A 15,214-nucleotide genomic window follows, 5' to 3' on the forward strand; every position below is an offset into this window, starting at 1 on the left:
CTCCCCGACCACTCGCAGAAAGGCAGACACCGTGACCGCCCAACTCGCCCCGCCCGCCCGCGCGGCCGCGCCGACGGCCCGCCCGAGTGCGCCGCGACCGCGAGGCCGCCGACGGCAGGACCACCCTGCTTGGTTCCTGGTGCCCGCGCTCCTCGTCCTGATCGTCTTCTTCTTCGTCCCGACGATCTTCAACTTCGTGTACGCGTTCACGAACTGGTCCAGCTTCCACAGCGACATCGGCTTCGTCGGCACCGACAACTTCGCGGCTCTCTTCACCAACGGCAGCCTGCTGAACGACCTCCGGATCACGCTCGTCTACGCCATCCTCGTCGCCGTGTTCCAGAACGTGTTCGGCCTGGTCCTCGCGCTCGTGCTGGAGCGCGACACCCCGATCAACCGCTTCGCGCGCGTCGCCTTCTTCGTCCCCGTCGTGATGTCGGCGCTCGCCGTCGGCTACATCTTCCAGGCGATGCTGAAGCCCGAGGGCGCGCTCAACCAGATCCTCGGCTTCGTCACCGGCCAGCACGTGTCCATCGCCTGGCTCGGCAGCACCACCTGGACCATCGTGGTCGTCGCCCTCATCCACGCGTGGAAGTGGATGGGCCTCTCCATGCTGATCTACCTGGCCGGCCTCAAGACCATCAACGAGGACATCCTGGAGGCCGCGCGCCTCGACGGCGCCGGCTGGTGGACGACGTTCCGCACCATCCGGTTCCCCCTCCTCGCCCCCGCCGTGACGTTCAACGTCGCGACCGCCTTGCTCGGCTCGATGAACGGCTTCGACATCGTCCAGGCGACGACGGGAGGCGGCCCCGGTGGAACGACCGAGCTGCTCAACATCTTCATCTTCCGCACGTTCGGGCAGGGACTGTTCGCGCAGGCGACCACCATGAGCCTCACCCTGTTCCTCATGGTGACGGTCCTGGCCTTCCCGGTCATCTACTTCCTCCGCAGAAGGGAGAACGTGCTGTGAGCGCGCTCGCCTCCACCACCCGCCGTCGCCGCCGGCCCCTGAAGCCGTCGCGCGTCGTCCAGCCGATCGTCGCCATCCTGCTGGTCGTGCTCCTGCTCGGCATCCCCTTCTGGCTGGTCGTCGTGACCGCGGGAAAAGACCAGGCCGAGGCCCTCAACCCCAGCCTGGCGCTGCCGACCAGCTGGCACCTGCTGCAGAACTTCGCGACCGTCCTGGACCAGGGACGCATGGTCCCCGCCTTCTTCGGCAGCCTGCTCATCATGGTGCCGTCGGTGTTCGGCGTCCTCCTCCTCGGCGCGATGGCGTCGTGGATCCTGGGCCGACGGCGCGGGCGCGCGATATCGTTCGTCTACGCGCTCGGCATCAGCGGGATCGTGCTCCCGCCCGCCGTCGTGACCATCGTGCTCCTACTCCGCCAGCTGGGGCTCGCGGGCACGGCCGTCGGGATGATCGGCGTCTACATGGGCATGTACATGTCGACCGTCATCTTCTTCGTGACGGGTTTCGTCCGCACCATCCCGGTGGAACTGGAGGAGGCGGCGCGCGTGGACGGCGCCGGCCCGGTGAAGGTGTTCTTCCGTGTCATCCTGCCGCTCCTGACCCCGACGCTCGCGACGGCGACGATCCTCATCTGCCTGTACATCTGGAACGACGTCTTCTACGCGCTGTTCGTGGTCGGGGGACGGCTCGACACCCTCCCGCTGAACCTCTACCAGGTCGCCAGCGCCGGTCTGTACCTGCAGAACTGGCACCTGATCTTCGCCTACATCATCCTGATGAGCCTTCCGCTGCTGATCACCTTCACGGTGATGCAGCGCCGCATCATCTCGGGCATCACCAGCGGGGCCGTGAAGTGACGGAGCGGGGCGCGTGGCTATGCTGAGGGCGATGCCGAACAACGCGCCGAAACCGCCCGTGATCAGCGACGTCGCGCGCCGCGCCGGCGTCTCGGTCCCGACGGTGTCGCGCGTCCTCAACGGCGCGGCGTACGTGTCCGACGAGAAGCGCTCACGTGTCATGGAGGCGATCCGGGAGCTCGACTTCCGTCCCTCCGCCGCCGCACGCGCGCTGGTGGCCCGTCAGCCGCGGCTCATCGCCGTGATCGCAGGCAACACCTCCCGATACGGGTACGCCGAGACCATCCGCGGTATCGAGGAACGCGCCCGCGCGGCCGGCTACACCGTGAGCATCACCGTGGTGGAGTCCGCCGACGATGAGACCGTCGACGGGGCCGTGTCGCTCGTCCTCGACCAGCCGATCGCCGGCGTCGTTGTCCTCAAATTCGACCCGCCGGGAGTGGCGGCGCTGCATCGGCTGCCGAAGTCCATCCCGACCGTGTCGATCTCCGGCGTCCGGGAGTCGGGGGTTCCCCAGGCGGTGCTCGCCGAGGCGGACGCCGCGGAAGAGGTCGTCGACTACCTCCTCGAACTCGGCCACTCCACCGTCCATCACGTCCGAGTACCGCCGTCGCGCAAGGAGGACGGCCGCACGACCGGCTGGAAGCGGGCGCTGACCGTCCACGGAGCCCCGGTTCCCCCGCCGGTCGACGCCACCTGGGAGCCGGAGTCCGGGCGCGAGATCGGACGTGCCCTCGCCGACGACCCGTCGGTCACCGCCGTGTTCTGCGGAAACGACGAGATCGCGATGGGAGTCATCCGGGGTCTCGTGGAGAAGGGGAAGCGCGTGCCGCAGGACGTCAGCGTCGTCGGGTTCGACGACCATCCTCTCGCCCGGATGTGGAGCCCGCCGCTGACCACGGTGGACCAGGACTTCGTCGGGCTCGGCTCCCGCGCCTACGATCTGCTCGAGGGCGTGATCGCGGGCGGCAAGGTACGGAAGTTCTCCTCGGAGCGCCCGACCGTCGTCATCCGCGAGAGCACGGCGCCGCCGCCCGCCTGACGACGGGAGTGATGCCTGATCGAGGCCCCGCCGAACCGGGGGGCGTATGACTGGAGCATGACGAACACTGCTGCCACCACCGACGACTGGACGGGCGCCTGGGCCGGCGATCCCGGCGAACTGGTGTACGGACTCGACCTGTCGCGGTTCGCGGACGGCGACGGCGACGGGTTCGGCGACTTCGCGGGGGCGATCGAGCACCTCGACTACGTCGCCTCGCTCGGGGTGACCTGGATCTGGCTGCTGCCGTTCTATCCCAGCGCCCGCCGTGACAACGGCTACGACGTCGACGACCATCTCGCCGTCGATCCGCGGTTCGGCGACCTCGACAGCCTGCGCGCCTTCCTCGACGCGGCGCACGAGCGGGGGATGCGCGTCCTCATCGACGCGGTACTGCACCACACCTCCGACCGGCACGCCTGGTTCCGCGCGGCCGTCGACGCGCCGGACTCCACCGCCGGACGCTTCTTCATCTGGAGCGAGGACGACTCGGTCGAGCCGGGCGACCATCCGATGTTCCCGGGCGAGGACGACGCGGTCTGGGCGTACGAGCCCCGGGCCGGCCGGTACTACCACCACCAGTTCTACGAATTCCAGCCGGACCTCAACGCCACGGATCCGGACGTGTTCGAGGAGATCGTCCGGGTGCTGAGCTACTGGCTGGAGGTCGGCGTCGACGGCTTTCGCATCGATGCGGCCCTCCTGATCGTGCAGGGCAAAGGCCGGCCGGACACCGACGTGGACGACGGCTCCTTCTTCGACCGCCTGCGCGCACGCCTCCGCGAGGTGAAGCAGGATGTGGCGCTCATCGCCGAGGCGGACGAGTCGCCCGAACTCATGGCGGCCCTCGTCGAACGCGGCCGGTTCGAGGCGGTCATCGACTTCACACTGAACAACTCACTCATCCTCGCGCTCACCCGGGGTCGGGCGCAGCCGCTCGTGGATGCCCTCCGGCGTCTCGACGACACCATTCCGCCCGACGCACGGCTCAACTTCGTGCACAACGCCGACGAGCTCGACCTGCAGCAGTTGAGCGACGACGAGCGGAAGGAGGCGTTCGAGCATTTCGCGCCCGAGCCGTCCATGCTGATCTACGGGCGCGGCATCCGTCGTGGCTGGGCGCCGATGATGCAGCCCGATCAGCGGGTGCGCATGACCCTGAGCCTCCTGTACGCGCTGCCGGGCGTCCCGCTGCTGCTCGCCGGCCAGGAGCTCGGAGTCGGCGACGACCTGAGCATCAAGGGTCGCGGAGCCGCCCGGACCACGATGCAGTGGGACGATTCGCGGTGGGGCGGGTTCACGAGCGCGGAGGAGTCGCCCCTCACCCTGCCGGCGCAGGTCGACGGGCCGTACGGATTCCGGGAGGTGAACGTGCGGGCGCAGGAGGGCGACCCGGCGTCGCTGCTGACCCTCGTGCGGAGGATCGCGGAGCTCCGCCGGGAGAAGGGGGCGGGTGCAGCCGGATGGACGGCGCTCGACGTGGGCGCCCCCTCCGTCCTCGCCCTGCGGCGGGACGGGCTCCTCACCGTGCACAACCTGTCCGACGAGTCCGTCGAGCTCGATCTCGGCCGTCACCTCGACCTGGGTGGCGAGCCGGAGGCGCCGCTCGCGGAGGGTTGGGACGGCCGCGTGCTCGGCCCGTACGGCTTCGCGTGGCTGTCCCTGTGAGCGCATCCGACGGAGTGTCGACGGCGGGATGACCCGCTCGACACCGCGTACAGCGTTGCCGACGGCCGGCTCCGCCTAGCATCGCAGTGCGCGCGGCCCGTCGTGGAAGGCCGCGCGCACCTTCTTCCCCTGGACGGCCTTCGCTAGACGGCGCGGATGGTCCAGGATGCGGTGGCCGATGCTCCCGGTTCCAGCACGATGAGGTCAGTGCCCGAGTTGTAGGCATCCGGCGGGCACGTCATCGGCTCGACGGCCAGTCCGAGTCGGTTCAGCTCGGGGACGGGCTGGTCGGCCGTGTGGATCTGCACCCACGGGCAGTCCTCGCCCCAGGCGAGCTCCACTCCGGTGCCCTCCGCGGTCGTGACACGGACGACGGCCACGCCGTCCGCCGAGCGGCTGAGGCCCGTGAAGGCGTGGTCGATGAAGGTGTCGCCGATGGTCCGGGGCGTGCGGAAGTCCCAGTCGCCGTCCTGCTCGGTCGCGACGTCGGCGAGGCCGGTCGGGATCAGGCGGTCCTCGGTGACGGTGAGGACCTGGTCGGCGGGGAGGGACAGCGTCCAGTCGTCCACTCGGCCGTCGCCCGCGACGAGGTACGGGTGCGGGCCGGTGCCCCACGGGGCGCGCGTCGGCCCGGTGTTCGTGCCGGTCACCGCCGTGTGCAGGCCCTCCTCGTCGAGGGAGAACGCGACCGTCACCTCCACGCGGTGCGGGTAGCCGGCCTGCGCCTCGATGGTCGCGGCGAACGTCACGCTGTCCGCGGCTCGATCGACCGCGACGAAGTCGAGCCACGCCGCCAGTCCGTGCAGGGCGTGCCCGCGGGTGGGCTCGGTGAGCGCGAGCTGCTGCTCGACGCCGTCGAAGGTGTAACGGCCGTCGACGACCCGGTTCGGCCAGGGTGCGAGGGTGGCGCCGCGGAACGCGGGACGCACCTCGTCGGCCTCGAACGGGACGACGAGGTCGCGTCCGTCGAACTGGAGCGTCCGCAGGGTGGCGCCGACCGACGCGATGGTCGCGTGGTAGTCGCCCGCCGTGAGGCCGAAGTGGGTACCGGAGATGGGTGTGCTCATCCGCCCATTCTCTCCAACGATGCACCCAAGCCAACAGCTCCTGAGTTTTTCGGGCGAATGAGTCGCTTGAGACCGAAAAACTCAGGAGCTGCTGGCTTGCGTCAGGCGGAGGCGCGGAGGGCGGCGTAGAGGTCGGCGCGGGCGGCGAAGGAGGTGAGGTCGCGACCGAGCAGCCGCTCCGCCTCGGCGACGCGCGCGCGGAGAGTGTGGCGGTGGATGCCGAGCTTCCGGGCGGCGACGTCGTACACGCCGTCCGAGTCGAGCCAGGTGCGTAGGACGCCCGGCAGCGACGGATCCGCGGCGGTCAGCGGGCGGAGCGCGCTCTGCGCCACCGCGCGGGCGTCCGGCGTGTGCAGCAGCGCCAGCATCCCGGCCCCGGCCACGTCTTCGAACGACGGGATGGGGTCATCGGCGGTTGCGCGGCCGCGCGCCGCGATCGCCTGCTCCAGAGCGGCGGGCAGCGCATCCAGCTCGCCCGGAGCCGACAGCCCGCCGCGCAGGTCGAACCGCACCGCGATGGCCGAGGCCGCGTCGTCGTCGCCGAGCACGAGCAGGTCGGCACCCTCCCGCGCGAAGAAGCCGGATGCGTTGCTCTCGAGCCAGTCGAGCGCGGCGGCGATCGCCGGGCCGCTCAGCACGGCGACGCGGAGCGGCGCGGCGGGGAGCGCCCCCAGCACCGGCTCGGCGACGGACGCGGCGACACCCAGGTCCCCGGCGAGCAGGGCGCGCCACACCGCCGTGCGGAGGCGTTCCCGTGCCGCGTCGGCGGCCCGCGACTGTTCGAGCGCCAGCCCGGCCAGGGCGACGACGCCGGTCACGACCTGCTGTGCGGCGGCATCCAACCCGTCCGACCCGACGGCCAGGACGCCGCGGAGGCGCCCGGCGGCGCCGAGGGTCTGCAGGGCGAACGGTCCGGCGTCGGTCCCGACCGTGCCCGCCGCGCGACGGCCGCTCCGCAGCAGCGGGTCGGCGGCGTCCGCGAGCGCCTTGCGTGCCCGCGCGTCGAGCGCACCCGACGGGTAACTGCGCGCAACGGCGCCGTCGCCGCCGACGAGCGCGACCGGTCGCTCGATCTGCCGCGACAGCTCGGACAGCACGGCGCCGAGGGCATCCGGCCGCAGGGCCGCGAGCGAGATCGCGCGCGACGCACGCAGCGCCCAGGTGCTGCGGGCGTACGCATCGGCCGCCACGCGGTCGGCCACGAAACGCGCGATCGCGATGAACGGCGTCCGGTAGGGCACCTCGAACAGCGGGAGGCCGTGCCGGGTGCACGCCTCGACGAGCGCTGCCGGCGCCCCGTCACGGACCACCTCCGTCCCGAAGCCGAGCGCCGCGATGCCGTGTTCGGCCAGCCGGCCGACGTACGGCTCTGCGTCCTCCGGCGGCTCCGTCACCAGAAGCACCTGGCCGCGCGACAGGAAGGGCGTCGGGTCGGGCAGGTCCGAGCTGTGCGCCCAGGCGAGGGACGCATCCGGGTCGCCCACTCCGGCGGGGGTCAGCAGGCGCAGGCCCAGCTCGCCGCGCGCGAGCAGCTGGGTGAGGGTGGCGGGCATCGTGCTCCATCTGCCAGGGTGTCGATCCCCGACGCTGTGATTGTACGTCGCGTCCAGGTCGCGGTTCGCGCCGACTTCTTACATTCGACACATGACCATCCTCGACACCGCCATCGACACCCCCGTCGGCGGACCCTCGCTCCCGCAGGAGCGCCGGCTCGTCACCCCGATCCCCGGCCCCGAGTCGCGCAAGCGCGCCGAGCGCAAGGCCCAGGCCGTCGCCGCCGGCGTCGGCACGACCATCCCCGTCTACACGGTCGCAGCGGGAGGCGGCGTGCTGGTGGATGTGGATGGCAACTCCCTCATCGACTTCGGCTCCGGCATCGCCGTGACGGGCGTCGGCAACTCGGCCCCGCGCGTCGTGGACGCCGTCAGCGCGCAGGTCGCGGCCTTCACCCACACCTGCTTCACCGTCGCCCCGTACGACTCGTACGTCGACGTCGCCGAGGCGCTCAACCGGCTGACCCCCGGCGACTTCGCCAAGCGCAGCGCCCTGTTCAACTCGGGGGCGGAGGCCGTCGAGAACGCCGTCAAGATCGCCCGCCACTACACGGGCAAGCAGGCCGTGGTCGCGTTCGACCACGCGTATCACGGCCGCACCAACCTCACGATGGGCCTCACCGCCAAGAACCAGCCCTACAAGAACGGCTTCGGACCGTTCGCCCCGGAGATCTACCGCGCACCGCTCAGCTACCCGTTGCGCGACGGCGGGCTCTCCGGCGCCGAGGCGGCGAAGCGCGCCGTCACCATGATCGAGAAGCAGATCGGCGCAGCCAACCTGGCCGCGCTCATCATCGAGCCGATCCAGGGCGAGGGCGGCTTCATCGTCCCGGCCGACGGCTTCCTCCCCGCCCTGCAGCAGTGGGCGAACGCCAACGGCGTCGTCTTCATCGCCGACGAGGTTCAGACCGGCTTCGCCCGCACGGGCACCATGTTCGCCTCCGAGCAGTTCGGCATCGTCCCCGACCTCATCGTCACCGCGAAGGGGATCGCGGGCGGCCTCCCGCTGTCGGCCGTCACCGGTCGCGCCGAGATCATGGACGCCCCGCAGGTCGGCGGCCTCGGCGGCACCTACGGCGGCAACCCGCTCGCCTGCGTCGCCGCGCTCGCCGCGATCGAGACCTACGAGCAGGAGGACCTGGCGGCGCGCGCCCGGCAGATCGGCGACATCCTGTTCGAGAAGCTCGGCGCCCTGCGCGACGCGGACGCCCGCGTCGCCGAGGTGCGCGGCCGCGGTGCGATGGTCGCGATCGAGCTCGTCGACCCCGCAACCGGTGAGCCGGATGCCGCGCTCACCGCGAAGGTCGCCGCCGCGGCCCACGCGGCCGGTGTCGTGCTGCTCACCTGCGGCACATACGGCAACGTCATCCGCTTCCTCCCTCCGTTGAGCATCCCGGACCACCTCCTCATCGAGGGACTGGACGTCATCGCAGAGGCGGTGGCGGGCGCATGACCATCGTCGACACCACCGCGGAGCTGACCGCACGCGAGGCCGAGCTGCTCGCCCGCGTGCCCGACGGCCTGTTCATCGCGGGCCGCTGGGAGGCGGGCTCCCGCGACCCGATCCAGGTGCAGGATCCGGCCACCGGGCGCGTCATCAAGCGCATCGCCAACGCCGATCCTTCGGACGGGATGCGCGCGCTGGATGCCGCGGTCGCCGCCGCCGACGAGTGGGCCGCCACCGCGCCCCGCGTCCGCGCCGAGATCCTCCGCCGCGCCTTCGACCTGCTGCAGGAGCGCCGGGACGACTTCGCCCTGCTGATGACGCTCGAGATGGGCAAGCCGCTCGCCGAGGCGAACGGCGAGGTCACCTACGGCGGCGAGTTCCTGCGCTGGTTCTCGGAGGAGGCGGTGCGCATCTCCGGCCGCTTCGGCCAGAACCCCGAGGGCACCGGCACGATGGTCGTCTCGCAGCGTCCGGTCGGCCCGTGCTTCCTGATCACCCCGTGGAACTTCCCGCTCGCCATGGCCACCCGGAAGATCGCGCCAGCGCTCGCCGCGGGCTGCACGGTCGTGGTGAAGCCCGCCGAGCTGACGCCCCTGACCACGCTGTTCTTCGCTCAGCTGCTCGCCGACGCCGGTGTGCCCGCCGGCGTCGTGAACGTCATCCCGACGAGCACGGCGCGTACGGTGTCCGAACCGATCATCGCCGACCCGCGCTTGCGCAAGCTGTCGTTCACGGGATCGACCCCGGTCGGCCGGTCGTTGCTCGCCCAGGCCGGCCAGAACGTCCTGCGCACCTCGATGGAGCTGGGCGGAAACGCGCCGTTCGTCGTGTTCGGCGACGCCGACCTCGACAAGGCGGTGGAGGGCGCGATGCTCGCGAAGTTCCGCAACATCGGCCAGGCCTGCACGGCGGCGAACCGGTTCATCGTCCACGAGTCGGTCGCCGACGAGTTCGCCCGCCGTGTCACCGAGAAGGTGCAGGCGCTGCGGATCGGGCGCGGCACCGAGGAGGGCGTCACCATCGGGCCGCTGATCGACGACCGTGCCGTCGCATCCATGTCGGCCCTGGTCGAGGATGCGGTGGGCCGCGGCGCCCGCGTGCTCACCGGCGGTGCCGCGCCGGAGGGCGACGGCTCCTTCTTCGAGCCGACCGTGATCGTGGATGTGCAGCCCGGCAGCGAGATCCTCCGCGAGGAGATCTTCGGGCCGATCCTCGCGATCACCACCTTCTCGACCGAGGACGAGGCGGTGGCCGCGGCGAACTCCACCGAGTACGGCCTCGTCGGATACGTCTTCACCCAGGACCTGGCTCGCGGCCAGCGGATGATCGACCGGATCGACACCGGGATGATGGGCCTCAACACGGGCCTCGTGTCGAACGCTGCTGCGCCGTTCGGCGGCGTGAAGCAGTCGGGCCTGGGCCGCGAGGGCGGCCTGGAGGGCATCCACGAGTACCTCAGCACGAAGTACACGCTGATCCCGGCCTGACCGGGACGACGGGGGAGAGCGCGCCGATCAGTCGGCGCGCTCTTCTGCGTTCAACTCCTGCTTCACGTCGTGCTCGATGAGGACCGGGACGAAGTCGCGGACCGGCGCCCCCTCGAACTCCTCGTGGTGCTTCTCGACCAGCTCGTCGATGCGCTCGCGCGGCACCTGCGGATAGCGCTCGGCGAGCCGCTCGGCGGCGTGCTCGACGGCGAGGTCCTCTTCGCTGGCGTTCTGGCGGTCGTCGATCGTCATGGCGCGATTATGCACCCGCCGGGTTAACGAAGTGGAGGCCTTCTGCCAGGCTGATGCCATGGATGAGACCATCGAAGTAGTCGTCGTTCGAGTGTTCACGAACGAGAGCGGCCGTAACGGCAACGAGCTCGGCATCATCACGAGCTCCCCGGCCACGGCGTCCCGCGAGCAGGACATCGCCAACGCGCTCGGCTTCAGCGAGACCGTGTTCGTGGATGCGCTGGACGAGGCGGGGCGTGCCGCCACGATCCGAATCTTCACACCGGCGCGCGAGCTGCCGTTCGCGGGCCACCCGAGCGTCGGCACGGCCTGGTGGCTGTCCGATCAGCGGACCCCGGTCGACGTGCTTCGTGAGGCCGCCGGGGACGTCGAGGCCACCGTCGACGACGACACCGCGTGGATCACCGCCCGGGCCGAGTGGGCGCCCACCTTCGAGTGGCTCGAGCTGCAGTCGCCGGAGGACGTGGACGCGCTCGACCCGTTCGCGTTCACCTCCGGCCACCACTACGCCTACGCGTGGATCGACGAGGCGGCGGGGACGCTGCGCTCGCGGATGTTCGCGCCGGACATGGGGATCATCGAGGACGAGGCGACCGGCGCGGCGGCCATCGCGCTGACGGCACGCCTGGGCCGGCCGCTCAGCATCCTGCAGGGCGAGGGGTCGCAGCTGGCGACCGAGCCGCTGGGCGACGGCCGTATCCGCGTCGGCGGAACCACGGTCTACGACCGGACCATCGAGGCGACGCTCTAGCAGCGGTCTCCGAAACGCGGCACGCCGCCATCCCGAGCGGGATGACGGCGTGCTGCGTTCGGGATGGGGCGTGCCTACTCGGCGACGCCCACGTACTCCGCGGCCTCGTCCGGGGTCTGCGCCGCCGAGTCGAGACGGTCGCGCAGCGCACGACCGAGCGACGCATCCACGTTCGTCCAGTACTGGATGGCGCGCTCGCGGATGTCCTCGCGCTTCACACCGCCGACGGCGCCGGCGATCGTGTCGAGGAACCGGGCTCGCGCCGCGTCGTCGAACACCTCGCGGTAGAGCGCGCCGGCCTGGCCGAAGTCGTCGTCCTCCGCGTGCAGCGTCGCCGCCGAGCGGACGAGCGCGCCGTCGGACTCCCACGAGCCCTCACCCGCACGCTCCGCCTGGGCGGACGGACCGCCGAACGAGTTGGGCGCGTACACCGGGGCGTCCGCGGGCTTGAAGCCGTGGCGTGCCGCGCCGTCCTGCGAGTAGTTGTGGACCGGTGCGACCGGGCGGTTCACCGGCAGCTCGTTGTAGTTGGTGCCGACGCGGTAGCGCTGGGCGTCCGGGTAGGAGAACACGCGGGCCATCAGCATCTTGTCCGGGCTGATGTCGATGCCGGGAACGGTATTGGCGGGCGAGAACGCGGCCTGCTCGATCTCGGCGAAGAAGTTCTGCGGGTTCTCGTTGAGGGTGTGGATGCCGACCTCGATCAGCGGGTAGTCGCTGTGCGGCCACACCTTGGTCAGGTCGAACGGGTTGAAGCGGTACGTCTTGGCGTCCTCGTACGGCATGACCTGGACGGACACCCGCCACGCCGGGAAGTCGCCGCGCTCGATCGCCTCGTACAGGTCGCGGCGGTAGTGGTCCGCGTCGGCGCCGGCCAGCTGCTCGGCCTCGACGCCCGTGATCTCCTCGTTGCCCTGCAGCGAGTGGAAGTGGTACTTCACCCAGAAGCGCTCGCCCGCGGCGTTGATCCACTGGTAGGTGTGCGAGCCGTAGCCCGGCATGGTCCGCCATGAGCGGGGGAGACCGCGGTCGCCCATGAGGTAGGTGACCTGGTGGGCGGACTCGGGCGACAGCGTCCAGAAGTCCCACTGCATGTCGGCGTCACGGAGGCCGGATCCGGGGAGGCGCTTCTGCGAGTGGATGAAGTCGGGGAACTTGATGCCGTCGCGGATGAAGAAGACGGGAGTGTTGTTGCCGACGATGTCGTAATTGCCCTCGGTCGTGTAGAACTTCACCGAGAAGCCGCGCACGTCGCGCCAGGTGTCGGGCGAGCCCTGCTCGCCGGCGACGGAGGAGAACCGCTGGAGGGTGCGGGTGGCGGTGCCGGGCTGGAAGACCGCCGCCTTGGTGTAGGCCGTCACGTCGCCGGTGACGACGAACTCGCCGAACGCGCCGCCGCCCTTCGCGTGGACGATGCGCTCCGGGATGCGCTCGCGGTTGAACTGGGCGAGCTTCTCGACGAGGTAGCGGTCGTGCAGCGCGGTGACGCCGTCGCGGCCGGCCGTCAGCGAGTGGGCGTCGCTGGCGACGGGGGTTCCGGTCTGGGTCGTTGTGTAGTCGTCCGTCATTGTTCTCCCGGTGTCGGTGAGCGCTCGCGAGTGCTGAGCGTTCAGGGTTGCTGAGCACGCGCGGCGCGCTCCTGGCAGGACGGGCACAGACCCCAGAAAGTGACTTCGGCCGTGTCGATCGCGAAGCCGCCCGCATCCGAGGGATGCAGGCAGGGCGCGTGACCGACGACGCAGTCGACGTCGGCGACCGCACCGCATCCGGTGCACACCACGTGGTGGTGGTTGTCTCCGATGCGCCGCTCATACAGCGCGGCCGAGCCTGCCGGCTCGATCCGCCGCAGCAGTCCCGCGGCGGTCAGGTCGCCCAGAACGTTGTGGACGTTCTGGATCGACGTGCCCGGAAGGGTCGGCAGCAGCGTCCGGAAGACGGTCTCCGCATTCGCGTGCGGCCGGTCGGTCAGCGCTTCCAGCACCGCGACCCGGCCACGTGTCGCTTTCAGGCCGGCATCGCGCAGTGCGCTCTCGAGCCGTGCCGTGTCCATGACTCGACACTAGCGCGATGTTTTGAATAACTAAAAATACGTGATGACCCGGGCGTGGCGCCGCCCGAGTTCGGCGCGCGACCGGCGGACCGGCAGCTTCTCATGCGCGACGGTGACCGGGCCGATGGCTTTGCTGATCGCGCGCAGGGCGTCGCCCTCGGTCTCGGCCTCGACGGCGACGACCATGCGACGTCGGTCGCGGTTGCGAATCACGGTGAGCTCCATGACGCTCCTCTTCCTCCCGCCCCCTGCGGGTCTCATCCACTTGAGACGAGAGGACGGGGCGGTCGTGACGCGGCAGGCCGGCGTTCGCAGAGGTCTGTCAGGAATCGCTACCGCGAGCGGGAGCGGAGGCGGGTCTCCTCGAGATCGAGCAGCGCCTGCGCCTCGGTGAGGACGCGGGAGGGATACGACCCGCGGGAGCGTTCGAGCAGCAGCCGCTCGCGCTCGGCGTCCACGACGGCGAGCCGCAGCGTCCGGTAGACGTGGTGCGGGCGGCTGTCCTGGGGTGCGTCGCTCAGCAGGGTGCGCTCCCACGCGGACTCCGCGCGCAGGTACGACGACTGCCGCACCCGCTCGACCACCTCAGGGTCGATCGTCGTCGTGGTCTGGGCCGCGGTCTCCGGGTCGTCGAGCACCGCGAGTCCGGCCTCGCTCAGGTCGTCGAGGAGCTGCGCGAGCAGCCGGCGGTCCTCCCGGGCGTCCGCGCCCTGGAGGCCGAGGGTGCGGATCAGCCAGGGCAGCGTCCCGCCCTGCACCACCAGGCTGACGAACGCGACGGTGAATGCGATGAGGATGAGCTGGGGGCGGTAGGGGATGTCGCTCGGCAGCGACTGCGCCGCCGCGAGGGTGACGACGCCGCGCATCCCGGCCCAGCCGAGGACGACGCCGCCCTTCCAGTCGATCGCCTCCTGCCGGTACTCCTCCAGGTCGGTGCGATGCCGTTCGTATCGCTGCTCCGCCCGCTGCTTCCGCAGAGCCTGCCATCGATAGCGGACGGGATGGTCGCGGAAGTAGCTGATCATCAGCCACTCGCGCAGCACGGAGCGTTCGGCGTGCTCCGCGCGTCTTCGCAGGCCGAAGATGAGCGGGACGATGAGCACGAACCGGATGACGATGAGCGAGAGCACGGCGATGAGCCCGAGGCCGACGGCGTTCCACACGCTCAGCACCTCGGGGTTCTCGACGTCGCCGACCAGCGTCCGCAGTTCGAGCCCGATCAGCAGGAAGACGCCGTTCTCGAGCAGGAACTGGATGGTGCGCCAGTTGATCTGGTCACTGATCCTCGCCTGCGCGCTGAACTGACGCGGTGCGGCGTGCCCGGTGTAGAGGCCGGTGATGACGACAGCGAGGACGCCGGAGCCGTGCAGGGCCTCGGTCGGCGCGAACGCGGCGAACGGCACCACCACGGAGAGCGCCGTGTCGAGCACCGGGTCGCTGAGCTTGGACCGCACCCAGACCGAGACGAAGCCGACGACGAGACCCACGACGAGCGCGATGACCACGGCCGAGATGAAGTCGACGACGCCCGCCCACGGAGTCGCGAGGGCGCCGAGCGCGGCCGCGAGGGCCGTCCGCAGGAGCACGAGGGCGGTGGCGTCGTTGACCAGGCCCTCGCCCTCCAGCACGGTCAGGAGGCGGGGCGGGAGGCCGAGCTTGCGGCCGATCGACGTGGCCGCGACGGCGTCGGGCGGGCTGATGATCGCGCCGAGCGCGATGGCCGCCGCGAGGTTGAGATCCGGCAGCATCGTGTACAGCACGAAGCCCGAGGCGAAGGCCGTGATCACGACGAGCACGACGGAGAGGCCGGCGATCGGGGCGAGGTTCCGCCGGAAGTCGGTCAGCGGGACGCTGATGGCCGCCGCGTACAGGATCGGCGGGAGAAGGCCGTCGAGGATGATCTCGGGCGGCACCTCGATGTCGGGGACGCCGGGCAGGAACGACAGCGTGACGCCGACGATGACGAGGATGATCGGAGCGGCGATGCCGAGCTTCCGCGAGAATGCGGCCACGCCGACGATGACCGCCACAGCGATCACCGCATAGACGCCCAGCTCCATCCTCTAA

At 70.8% G+C, this 15,214-nt stretch carries 14 protein-coding genes; 7 read left to right on the plus strand and 7 right to left on the minus strand.

From position 1 onward, the window contains the following. Nucleotides 1-31: 31 nt before the first annotated feature. From ABIC47_RS07250 to ABIC47_RS07265, 4 genes are read left to right on the plus strand one after another with little or no spacing between them, the layout of a single operon-like run. Nucleotides 32-973, plus strand: coding sequence for a carbohydrate ABC transporter permease (locus ABIC47_RS07250; RefSeq protein WP_354478832.1), 942 nt, complete (start codon nucleotides 32-34; stop codon nucleotides 971-973). Continuing rightward, nucleotides 970-1,830 carry a carbohydrate ABC transporter permease gene (locus ABIC47_RS07255; protein WP_354478835.1) on the plus strand — a complete coding sequence of 287 codons (861 nt, stop codon included), beginning with the start codon at nucleotides 970-972 and terminating at the stop codon, nucleotides 1,828-1,830. Before ABIC47_RS07250 ends, ABIC47_RS07255 begins: the two co-directional genes overlap by 4 nt. Before the next feature lie 31 nt (nucleotides 1,831-1,861). Continuing rightward, nucleotides 1,862-2,872: a LacI family DNA-binding transcriptional regulator gene (locus ABIC47_RS07260; RefSeq protein WP_354478838.1), complete on the plus strand. Its 1,011-nt coding sequence runs from the start codon at nucleotides 1,862-1,864 to the stop codon at nucleotides 2,870-2,872. Between the two features lie 57 nt (nucleotides 2,873-2,929). Further along, the gene (locus ABIC47_RS07265; RefSeq protein ID WP_354478841.1) at nucleotides 2,930-4,540 is read left to right on the plus strand and encodes an alpha-amylase family glycosyl hydrolase; all 1,611 of its coding nucleotides are present in this window, start codon (nucleotides 2,930-2,932) and stop codon (nucleotides 4,538-4,540) included. 143 nt (nucleotides 4,541-4,683) lie between these two features. On the opposite strand, the gene ABIC47_RS07270 is transcribed toward ABIC47_RS07265, so the two are convergent. Both ABIC47_RS07270 and ABIC47_RS07275 read right to left on the minus strand, forming a co-directional pair. Further along, nucleotides 4,684-5,607 (minus strand): aldose 1-epimerase family protein, encoded by a 924-nt coding sequence (locus tag ABIC47_RS07270; RefSeq protein ID WP_354478844.1) that lies wholly within the window; start codon nucleotides 5,605-5,607, stop codon nucleotides 4,684-4,686. 101 nt (nucleotides 5,608-5,708) lie between these two features. Next, a complete protein-coding gene (locus ABIC47_RS07275) occupies nucleotides 5,709-7,160 on the minus strand; it encodes a PucR family transcriptional regulator (protein WP_020075712.1) in 1,452 nt (483 codons plus the stop codon). 91 nt (nucleotides 7,161-7,251) lie between these two features. Between ABIC47_RS07275 and gabT the strand changes: the two genes are divergently transcribed. After that, nucleotides 7,252-8,613 (plus strand): 4-aminobutyrate--2-oxoglutarate transaminase, encoded by a 1,362-nt coding sequence (gene gabT / locus ABIC47_RS07280; RefSeq protein WP_354478847.1) that lies wholly within the window; start codon nucleotides 7,252-7,254, stop codon nucleotides 8,611-8,613. After that, on the plus strand, nucleotides 8,610-10,094 hold the full coding sequence (locus ABIC47_RS07285) for an NAD-dependent succinate-semialdehyde dehydrogenase (RefSeq protein ID WP_354478850.1): 1,485 nt from the start codon (nucleotides 8,610-8,612) through the stop codon (nucleotides 10,092-10,094). Before gabT ends, ABIC47_RS07285 begins: the two co-directional genes overlap by 4 nt. A gap of 27 nt (nucleotides 10,095-10,121) precedes the next feature. Here ABIC47_RS07285 and ABIC47_RS07290 read toward each other — a convergent pair whose 3' ends face one another. Continuing rightward, nucleotides 10,122-10,346, minus strand: a complete 225-nt coding sequence (locus ABIC47_RS07290) for a three-helix bundle dimerization domain-containing protein (RefSeq protein WP_018189668.1) — start codon at nucleotides 10,344-10,346, stop codon at nucleotides 10,122-10,124. 58 nt (nucleotides 10,347-10,404) lie between these two features. Here ABIC47_RS07290 and ABIC47_RS07295 point away from each other — a divergent pair, with 58 nt between their 5' ends. Next, nucleotides 10,405-11,097 carry a PhzF family phenazine biosynthesis protein gene (locus tag ABIC47_RS07295; protein ID WP_354478852.1) on the plus strand — a complete coding sequence of 231 codons (693 nt, stop codon included), beginning with the start codon at nucleotides 10,405-10,407 and terminating at the stop codon, nucleotides 11,095-11,097. A gap of 74 nt (nucleotides 11,098-11,171) precedes the next feature. On the opposite strand, the gene ABIC47_RS07300 is transcribed toward ABIC47_RS07295, so the two are convergent. The 4 genes from ABIC47_RS07300 to ABIC47_RS07315 form a co-directional block, all read right to left on the minus strand. Further along, nucleotides 11,172-12,665, minus strand: a complete 1,494-nt coding sequence (locus ABIC47_RS07300; RefSeq protein ID WP_018189670.1) for a catalase — start codon at nucleotides 12,663-12,665, stop codon at nucleotides 11,172-11,174. Nucleotides 12,666-12,706: 41 nt separating this feature from the next. Continuing rightward, entirely contained in the window at nucleotides 12,707-13,147 is a 441-nt protein-coding gene (locus tag ABIC47_RS07305) for a Fur family transcriptional regulator (RefSeq protein ID WP_018189671.1), read from the minus strand. Nucleotides 13,148-13,177: 30 nt separating this feature from the next. Then, complete coding sequence (locus ABIC47_RS07310) at nucleotides 13,178-13,372, minus strand: hypothetical protein (protein WP_018189672.1); 195 nt, start codon at nucleotides 13,370-13,372, stop codon at nucleotides 13,178-13,180. A gap of 107 nt (nucleotides 13,373-13,479) precedes the next feature. Next, nucleotides 13,480-15,207, minus strand: a complete 1,728-nt coding sequence (locus ABIC47_RS07315) for a cation:proton antiporter (protein ID WP_354478855.1) — start codon at nucleotides 15,205-15,207, stop codon at nucleotides 13,480-13,482. Nucleotides 15,208-15,214: the final 7 nt, after the last annotated feature.

The organism is Leifsonia sp. 563 (genome assembly GCF_040545055.1).
In the GTDB taxonomy this organism is placed as follows: domain Bacteria; phylum Actinomycetota; class Actinomycetes; order Actinomycetales; family Microbacteriaceae; genus Leifsonia.

What these genes read in the sequence shown, in the direction of transcription:
- ABIC47_RS07260 (WP_354478838.1), top strand. Translation starts at nt 1,862, where the DNA reads ATGCCGAACAACGCGCCGAAACCGCCCGTGATCAGCGACGTCGCGCGC.
- ABIC47_RS07265 (WP_354478841.1), top strand. Translation starts at nt 2,930, where the DNA reads ATGACGAACACTGCTGCCACCACCGACGACTGGACGGGCGCCTGGGCC.
- ABIC47_RS07270 (WP_354478844.1), bottom strand. Translation starts at nt 5,607, where the DNA reads ATGAGCACACCCATCTCCGGTACCCACTTCGGCCTCACGGCGGGCGAC.
- ABIC47_RS07275 (WP_020075712.1), bottom strand. Translation starts at nt 7,160, where the DNA reads ATGCCCGCCACCCTCACCCAGCTGCTCGCGCGCGGCGAGCTGGGCCTG.
- gabT (WP_354478847.1), top strand. Translation starts at nt 7,252, where the DNA reads ATGACCATCCTCGACACCGCCATCGACACCCCCGTCGGCGGACCCTCG.
- ABIC47_RS07285 (WP_354478850.1), top strand. Translation starts at nt 8,610, where the DNA reads ATGACCATCGTCGACACCACCGCGGAGCTGACCGCACGCGAGGCCGAG.
- ABIC47_RS07290 (WP_018189668.1), bottom strand. Translation starts at nt 10,346, where the DNA reads ATGACGATCGACGACCGCCAGAACGCCAGCGAAGAGGACCTCGCCGTC.
- ABIC47_RS07295 (WP_354478852.1), top strand. Translation starts at nt 10,405, where the DNA reads ATGGATGAGACCATCGAAGTAGTCGTCGTTCGAGTGTTCACGAACGAG.
- ABIC47_RS07300 (WP_018189670.1), bottom strand. Translation starts at nt 12,665, where the DNA reads ATGACGGACGACTACACAACGACCCAGACCGGAACCCCCGTCGCCAGC.
- ABIC47_RS07305 (WP_018189671.1), bottom strand. Translation starts at nt 13,147, where the DNA reads ATGGACACGGCACGGCTCGAGAGCGCACTGCGCGATGCCGGCCTGAAA.
- ABIC47_RS07310 (WP_018189672.1), bottom strand. Translation starts at nt 13,372, where the DNA reads ATGGAGCTCACCGTGATTCGCAACCGCGACCGACGTCGCATGGTCGTC.
- ABIC47_RS07315 (WP_354478855.1), bottom strand. Translation starts at nt 15,207, where the DNA reads ATGGAGCTGGGCGTCTATGCGGTGATCGCTGTGGCGGTCATCGTCGGC.